7 protein-coding genes are annotated in these 7,565 nt (G+C 60.9%); all 7 read right to left on the bottom strand.

Annotated features, from left to right (window positions below; all coding sequences use genetic code 11):
- The coding region (locus tag JNL55_RS24995; protein WP_293860699.1) for a DUF4886 domain-containing protein at window positions 1–787 on the bottom strand (787 nt) is incomplete at its 3' end.
- On the bottom strand, window positions 784–1,686 hold the full coding sequence (locus tag JNL55_RS24990) for a DMT family transporter (protein WP_293860696.1): 903 nt from the start codon (window positions 1,684–1,686) through the stop codon (window positions 784–786). The genes JNL55_RS24990 and JNL55_RS24995, both read right to left, overlap by 4 nt.
- Before the next feature lie 32 nt (window positions 1,687–1,718).
- Window positions 1,719–2,903, bottom strand: coding sequence for a pyridoxal phosphate-dependent aminotransferase (locus JNL55_RS24985; RefSeq protein WP_293860693.1), 1,185 nt, complete (start codon window positions 2,901–2,903; stop codon window positions 1,719–1,721).
- Between the two features lie 23 nt (window positions 2,904–2,926).
- Window positions 2,927–5,146 (bottom strand): TonB-dependent receptor, encoded by a 2,220-nt coding sequence (locus tag JNL55_RS24980; protein WP_293860690.1) that lies wholly within the window; start codon window positions 5,144–5,146, stop codon window positions 2,927–2,929.
- A gap of 115 nt (window positions 5,147–5,261) precedes the next feature.
- On the bottom strand, window positions 5,262–5,996 hold the full coding sequence (locus JNL55_RS24975; protein WP_293860687.1) for a DOPA 4,5-dioxygenase family protein: 735 nt from the start codon (window positions 5,994–5,996) through the stop codon (window positions 5,262–5,264).
- A gap of 401 nt (window positions 5,997–6,397) precedes the next feature.
- Complete coding sequence (locus JNL55_RS24970; protein ID WP_293860684.1) at window positions 6,398–7,213, bottom strand: phosphate/phosphite/phosphonate ABC transporter substrate-binding protein; 816 nt, start codon at window positions 7,211–7,213, stop codon at window positions 6,398–6,400.
- On the bottom strand, window positions 7,210–7,565 hold a 356-nt coding region (locus JNL55_RS24965; protein WP_293860681.1), incomplete at its 5' end, for a fatty acid desaturase. The genes JNL55_RS24970 and JNL55_RS24965, both read right to left, overlap by 4 nt.

The following is a 7,565-nucleotide window of genomic DNA, read 5'->3' as shown; positions in this document are numbered from 1 at the left end:
GCACGGTTCGGCCATAGGCTTGGACGGTCTCCCAAGCCACCGTTTGCAGCAGCGCCGCGCTCGTCGCATCCAGGCCGGCTCGATAGCTCGAACCGACCGGCGATGTGCCGAACAGCGTCGCATAGGCGGTGCATGCAGCGAGGTAGGTTCCGGCCAAACTCGGATGGCGCTTGTCAGGCGCATACAAAGATAAGTCTGGGGACCGCGTGATCGCGTTGGCAAAAGCCAGCCCTGCGGGAATCACGACTGCATCGTTCTCGATGCCCGCACGGGTGTACGCGTCGGCGAGTCCCTGCGTCATCTCCGGCTTGTCTTGATATGCCCAGGACATGAACAACACCGGTGTCGCGCCGTGTTTCCGTATCGTGGCGCTGTGTTTCTTGATCGAGGTATGGAACACGTCCTTGAGCTGTGGATGCACCGGGCATTGACTGCAATCCATCAGCACGGCGACGTCGAACAGCCGGGTCAGATCGTTGAACACCAGCGTGTTATTGGCGTCGAACGCATACTGGGCCAGCGCCTTGGGCCGGAAATAGGATTCGACATCGTGCCAGTCAGCGCCGGAGCCGCTGATTGCCACTAGCGTGACCCGAAACTTCGAATCGGGTTGAGCGGCACGCACCAGCTTGAGCAGATGCTCGTTGATGCCGTTGTTGTAATAGAAAAAGCTGTTACCGATGAAGATCGCCGAAGCTGGCGGCGGTGCCGGTGCCGACTGTGCACACAGCGGCAACAACAACCCAGCCAACAACCTTACCGCCCAGGTGCAATGCTTCAGATTCATCGGCTCAACAACCCCACGATGCCTGCGATGGCGATGAACGATCCCAGCATCGACACGCGAGTGGGACGATCGTTCTCTAACAACCAGGCGAGTGGCAGCACGACGATCGGTGTCGTGGCCACGATGGCCAGCACCACAGCGCTCGGTGCCGAGGCAAGCGCCCATTGATAACAACTGACGCCGAGTACCGGCCCGGAAATGGCGTTGGCCAGGCACAGTGTCGCCATGGGTAATCGCGCTGGCCGCGGTGCGCTCACCGCCGCCAACACCGACACGGAATTCCGGCGCGTCTTCAGAAACCACAGCAGGCACGCTGAAATCACCACGCCCGCCACGATGCGTTGGAAACTTGCGGTGGCGCCGTCGACATGAAACAGCGCCGCCTCGTTGATCGAGATGGCCTTGCGACTCAACACCGCGCCCCATCCCTGTGCCAGCGCTGCGACCACGCCAAACGCGATTCCTGACCACGACAGCGCGCTCAGCAGCTGCTGTTTCTTCGGCGGCAGCAGTGCCAGACACACCCCTGCCAGGATCAACAGCATCCATGGAATCTGCTCGGTCAGCACCGTGCCCAGCCACAGCCATTCGGTCACCGCGGCGAACGGCACAGCCAAACATTGCGCCAACAGAATCGCCAGACGCGCACCGAGCTTCTGGTAAGCGTAGAACAGCGCGTTGTCGCCCACACCAAAGCCGATCAAGCCGCTCAACAGAAAGAACGCCAAGCCCGGGCCGGCCAATCCTTGGCCGAAGTTGAACGCGTAAAGAGCCAGCAACGTCGTGGCAATTGCCAAGCGCACGAAGCTGGCATCGATTGGCCCCATCAGGCGCGCAGCGCGCGAACTGGAGATCGCCGACACAGCAAACAACATCGTCGTCAAAACAGCGGCGATCATTCTCGAGTTCAGTCCAGCACCGCCACGCGGTGTTAGCAGACGTGACCCCATTCACTGTGATCGTCGCCGATGACGTGCGCGGACTGCACCGGCACCGACTTCAGCTCCTGTTCGATCGAGGTGAATGCCTGCTTGAAGACCGCCAACTCTGCCGGAGTGCCCAGCGTCACTCGGAACGCGGTCGCGTACGGTTGCCACACGCGCCCGACGTGAATGCCGCGCGACTTGAACGCAGTGACGAAATCGTTGCCGGGGCGTTTCACATCGATCAGGAAGAAACTCGCGTCCGACGGCGACGTGGTGTAACCCTTGTTCTTGAGCCACGCCACGAGGTCCGCTCGGCTGCGTGCGGTCGCTGCCTTTCGAGTCGGCACCAACGCCGTATCTTCCAAGCTCGCAATGCCCGCCGTGACAGCCGTCACCGGCAACGGGCTATGGCCGAATCGATTCAGACGTGCGAGCAAATCCGGGCGCGCGATGGCGAAGCCCAACCGCAGCCCGGCCAATCCATGAATCTTGGAGAAGCTTCGGAGCACCACCACGTCGGCTCCGGACGCAACCAAGTCGACGACGCTGCGCTCATCGGTAAAGTCGATGTACGCCTCATCGACCACCACCACGGTGTCCTTGGGCTTGTTGCGAATCACGGCTTCGATATCAGCACGCGATGTCACAGTGCCGGTGGGATTGTTCGGATTACAGATATAGAGCAATCCGGCCTTCTTCTCATGGGCTTCACGAGTCAACGCTTCCGTGTCGTGCGTGTAGTCGCTCCGCAGTGGCGACAGGTGCAGCGGCGTGCCGATGAGCTGCGCGCGTCGAACACCAACGGTAAACGTGGGATCGGCTGCAACCAAACCCGCCGTCGGCGAAGTGAACGCCAGCGACGTCCAGTTCAGCGGCATGAACGAGCCGGCATACGCAGTGACGTGATCCGGCGCGACGCCGAGCTTGCTGGCGAACAGCTTGACCAGATCCACGGTCAGGCTGTCCAGATAGCGGCCGCCTTTCGGAATGATCGCGGCTACGGCACGACGCGCGGCTTCGCCGGGACCGTCTGGATATTCATTGGCGCCTAGAAAGATTTCTTCTTTGGCACCGGGCGCGGTCGCAGCCTTCGCCGCATCGGCAGACCAGACCAGCGACGACTTCAAACCCGCCGACGCTGCGATAGCAGCGCCGCCGTAAAACAACGAACGACGACTCAAACCACTCATGGGAACTCCGAGGATAGATAGCGTCAGAACCGATTGGTCAGGGTCAATCCATAGGTGCGCGGATCGCCCAACCGGGTCGGGTAGAAGCCGTTGCTATACAACTGCGCCTGCACCTTGTAGTCCTTGTCGGTGACGTTGCTGACGTAAGCACCGATGGTCGACTTGCCGCCAGGCAGTTGGTACGAGGCACGCAATGAGCCCAGCCAGTAGCCCTTCTGCACCACGAACGGATCGGTGTTGTCGGTGATGTTGAAGTTGTGTTCGCCGGTGTAGGCCCAATCGGCGCCGAACCGGAGTTGGCCGGCGGGCAACGAGATGTTGTAGTCGGCACCGATCAAACCCGTCACGTCCGGCACTCGCGCGAAGTTGTAACCGGCATAGCTGGTCGTTCCCGTCACCAGCTCGGTGTACTCCGTGCGTAGCGAGCTGATGTTGCCGTGGACGTTCAAGTTCGGCGTGATCTGCGCTCGTGCCTCGAGCTCGATGCCCTTGACCGTGCCTTCGCCGGCGTTCGACAGAATCGAACGGAACACGCCGTCGATGATGCGATTGACGGTGAGCTGAATGTCCTTGTAGTCGTAGTAATAGGCCGCCGCGTTGAGCGTCAGCCGATCGTCGAACCAGCTGCTCTTGTAGCCCACTTCGTACGCCAGCAGTTTCTCCGGTTCGACCACCACCGGCGGCGAGCCCAAGCTGGCGCCACCAGCGTAGTTACCCGAACGATAGCCGGTCGCCACTCGCACATACGCGAGCTGCGTATCGCTGATCGTAAACTGCGGCGTGAGATCGAAGCCAAGATTGTCCCAGGTCTTCTCGCGATGCTGGGTGGCGACCAACTGCAGCGGCAAGCCCGCGTACTGCGTGCCTCTCCACCAGTTGCTGTTGGTGAAAGGCACCGTGCCATTCACGGTTTGCACCGAAGAATAGGTGTCGAGGTCGATGCCGACTGTCTCTTCGGTGTAACGCAAGCCGCCGGTGATCGAGATGCGATCGGTCACGTCCACAGTCACGCTGCCGAACGCCGCGCGGCTTTCGGTCTCTTGTTCGTACTCGCTGTAGTTGAGCGCACGAGTCGCAGCACTCACCGGCAACAAGGTCGCCGACGCCGAGTAGTTGTGATTCTCGTCACGGAAGAAGTAGACGCCCGCGATCCAGCTGATGCGCCCGCTGGGGTCGGAGGTCAAGCGCAGTTCCTGGCTCCATTGATCGCTGTCGTTGGTGCCGTACGAATACGAACGCACCGTCGGTGTATTCGCCAGGTTGCTGACGGCGCTAGAACGCTCACCGGAATCGAAGGCGCTGATCGAGGTCAAGGTCAAATCGCCAAAGGCGTATTCGATCTTGAGATTGGCACCGACGGTATCGACCTCGGTCGGCGTCGATTCGCCGCCATAATCGACCACCGAGCGGTCGCCGCTCGAGACGTACGGCGATACGTAGCCGTCATAAGCCGCGACACCCGGTCGCGTGACGGCGTAGGTCGGCGTCGAGTCACCGCTGTAGCTGCGAGCATGCAGATTGAGCGTTGCGGTCAAGTCCTGCGTCACTTGTGCTTTCAGCAGGTAGCGCGCTGCCTTGTCCTCGATGGTGCCGACTTCTTCGCCATTCACACGATTGGTCGCGAGGCCGCCCCGCTTGTCGTAGTGAACCGCGAATCGATGCGCGAGCACGTCGTCATAGATCGGCCCGCCCAGCGCTGCTTCGACCAAGCGTTGGCCGTAGTTGCCGATGCCCAGTTTGGCGTAGCCATCGGTGGTGAACTCAGGCTGCTTCGACACGAAGTTGTAAGCGCCACCCGTGGTGTTCTTGCCCCACAACGTTCCCTGCGGTCCACGCAGCACTTCGACCCGACCCAGATCGAACAGCGGACCACCGAGGAACAGACTGTTGAGGTAGTAGACCTCGTCGGCGTAGATGCCGATCGGCTGCACGGCATTGTTGGTGGCTTCGTTCGAACCCACGCCACGGATGAAGAATCGCGGTCTGGCTCGTGACTCCGCATTCCACGACGTCGCGCCGGGGACTTCCTTGGCAATGTCCTTGGTACTGCGCAACTCGTCGTCGAGAATATCGGCGCCGAGCAACGCGGTCACCGCGGACGGCACTCGCTGGATGTTCTCGGAACGCTTCTGTGCCGTGACGACAATGGTTTGCAGGGTTGAGTCACTGCCCGCCTCGCCCGCGTCCGCATCCGTCGCCGAGCACACCCCGGGCGCCACAGCCTGAGCGATGGCCACAGCCACGAGCGGCGCTCGCCACTGGAACACAGAATGGGTTTTTCGAGGGGTTCGACTACGCATGGTACGAGTGCTTGTTGAGTAAATAGCCAAGTAGAAAATTGGTGGGTCGAGGTGTCGCTCAGGTCTCGATGGCGACCGTGGGCGTGATGTTTGGATAGATCTGCTCGAGCTGTTCCGGCCCGCCATCCGCAGGCTTCGGCCAGTTATATGCATTGACTGGCTGCGAGCGATTCACCCAGAGCGCGTAATACAAGTGGTCCGCGCGACCGTCGCCAGTATTCGGATGCAACAGGATGGTCAGGCCCAGGCTATTCAACTGCAGCCAGGGCACCAGAATCGGCAACAGATCGTTGGTGAAGCCGAAGTAGAACGACGGCGTCACGTGCGGACCACGCGGCTCGAGATTCCAGTTACCCAGCTCCACACGGAAACGTTCGCCGGACCATCGGCGCAGTAACGCGGCCTTCTCGTAACTGTCTTCGTCGAAATAGATGTGTGCGTGATAGCTCTTGATGTCCGTGTACGCACGCGGTTTGGTCGGCAGAGTCTTCTCGCCCGGCCGAACGCTGAGAGGACGCGTGGTCGGCTCCTTCAGAGTTTCATAGCCCCACGGACTCTTGCCGGGTTCGCGCTTGCGCGGCGGCGTGCCTGCGGCTGCAGGTGTTTGACCGCTCGATTGAGCGAATGCCGCTGGCGCCAGGCCAGCCGCACCGGCGGCGACCAACGCAGCACTGCCCAGCCCTGCGCGAGTTACGAACTGCCGCCGCGCCGGCGACAGCAAATCGGCCCAGGCTTGATCGGACAAATCGGTATCGATCAGCGTGCCCGGACGCTGAGGCGTTTGGTTTGACATTGCATCGCTCCGCGAAATCGAGGTTGAATCTGGATCGAGGGCGATTGCGTCGGACTCTATGCGGTGACGCTCAATCGGCCCAAGCGCGAACGTCTGCCGTAGTCCGTGGCAGCAACCGCAAGCCGTGGCGGAAGCTTCATTGCCTATGCCAAGACCATCATCCGAGTCCATCAGCACGAGGGAACGTGCTGGAGGCGAGTTATTGTTCGTTGGCGCTACTGTAAGAAAGTAACGGTCACTAGATCAGTCGATGTCCGGTTATATGGTTGTCACTGCTCGCGCCGGATCGCGAATTCGTGATGACCGTGCAAGCCGCGGTTGGTTACACGCTATGAACAGATCGCGATTGGTTCTGAGCACTACTTTGAAGCACCGCTAGCGATGCACTAACTTCGAGCAGGTCAGCGTAGCTGAGCGTAGCCGAGAAGCTGTGCCTGCTGTTCGGCTGCGAGAATGGGCGAGTAGCGATCCAGCGGCAGCCACGAGAAAGCCGCGATCTTCAATCGAGCCAGCAACGGCGCGTGCCGTTCCGGGAGTGTCAGCAGGTCTTCCCGGAGTCCGGCGATCGTTGCCTCCGGAAGCTGACGCGAACAGATGAGCGGCAACGATGGCGTCGGCGCCGTGAAGCCGATTACGCGAACCTGTGCCACCAGCTCTGGAAAGTGTTCTCTGGCGAGTTCCAAAGTAACGGCATCGATGGCCGCCACGTCTGCGGTGAGATCCGCGACCGCTTTCAAAGAAGCCACATGCGAGCCGGTGACGATGACCTTGCGGAAGAACGTCCCCTCCTTCGCCAGCGGCGCCACGCTGTGACGAAACATGTTCATGCCGCTGTTCGAGTCCGAGGTGTTCACAGCGGCGACTCGTCCTGCACACTCGGCTAACGTCGATGGCCCCTGCGCGGCATTGACGACCAGCGCGCTGCTGTAGTTGGGTCCGCTGCAACCCGGCGCATCGTAGTGAGGCGTCGCGAGCAGCGTGACTTGATCCGCCAACTTGGTGAGCAACGGATAGCCGCAAGTTTGTGACAAGAACAGGTTGGGATAGGTCCAGTGGGCTTCAAGACCAGAGTGCAGGCTCTCTGGCGCCAGCACCGTCACGTCCTCCCGCCAGCCGCGGCGTCGCTGCTCGTCGATCAAGATTCTGAGTATGGCGTTCGAGTCGCGTACCAACTCTGGACTGAGCGCATACATCGGAAGTGCAGCGACCCAACTCACACGCGAGATTCCTGCTCTAGCGAAGTCGCGGGCGCGAGCTCATGCACTGGGTGTTCGACCGACGAGAAAGCGTGCCGCCGCAACCAGTCGCTATAGCCAGCGATACAGTAACCGCCACTGCGTTCGTCGTAGCGAGCACGTTCTTCGAGGTACAGCTTCCGCAAACCGTACCAAGGCACGTGCGGCAGATCGTGATGGACCAAGTGATAATTGTTGTTGAGGAACAGCAGCCGCCAGAACCAGCCAGCGTCGTTCAGCACCGAGCGCTGCTCGGGCCGCTCGGCTGGCCGATGCTCATGAAACGAACGCACCAGGGTCAACGCGAGCGCCGGATAGGCAACGTTCAAGACAT

Source organism: Steroidobacter sp. (assembly GCF_016790065.1).
GTDB lineage: Bacteria > Pseudomonadota > Gammaproteobacteria > Steroidobacterales > Steroidobacteraceae > Steroidobacter.
The sequence above is the reverse complement of the archived record's forward strand: the minus strand, read 5'-3'. Positions and strand labels throughout refer to the sequence as shown.

Excerpts from the sequence above, each read along its gene's own strand:
- JNL55_RS24990 (WP_293860696.1), bottom strand. The coding sequence starts at position 1,686 with ATGATCGCCGCTGTTTTGACGACGATGTTGTTTGCTGTGTCGGCGATC.
- JNL55_RS24985 (WP_293860693.1), bottom strand. The coding sequence starts at position 2,903 with ATGAGTGGTTTGAGTCGTCGTTCGTTGTTTTACGGCGGCGCTGCTATC.
- JNL55_RS24975 (WP_293860687.1), bottom strand. The coding sequence starts at position 5,996 with ATGTCAAACCAAACGCCTCAGCGTCCGGGCACGCTGATCGATACCGAT.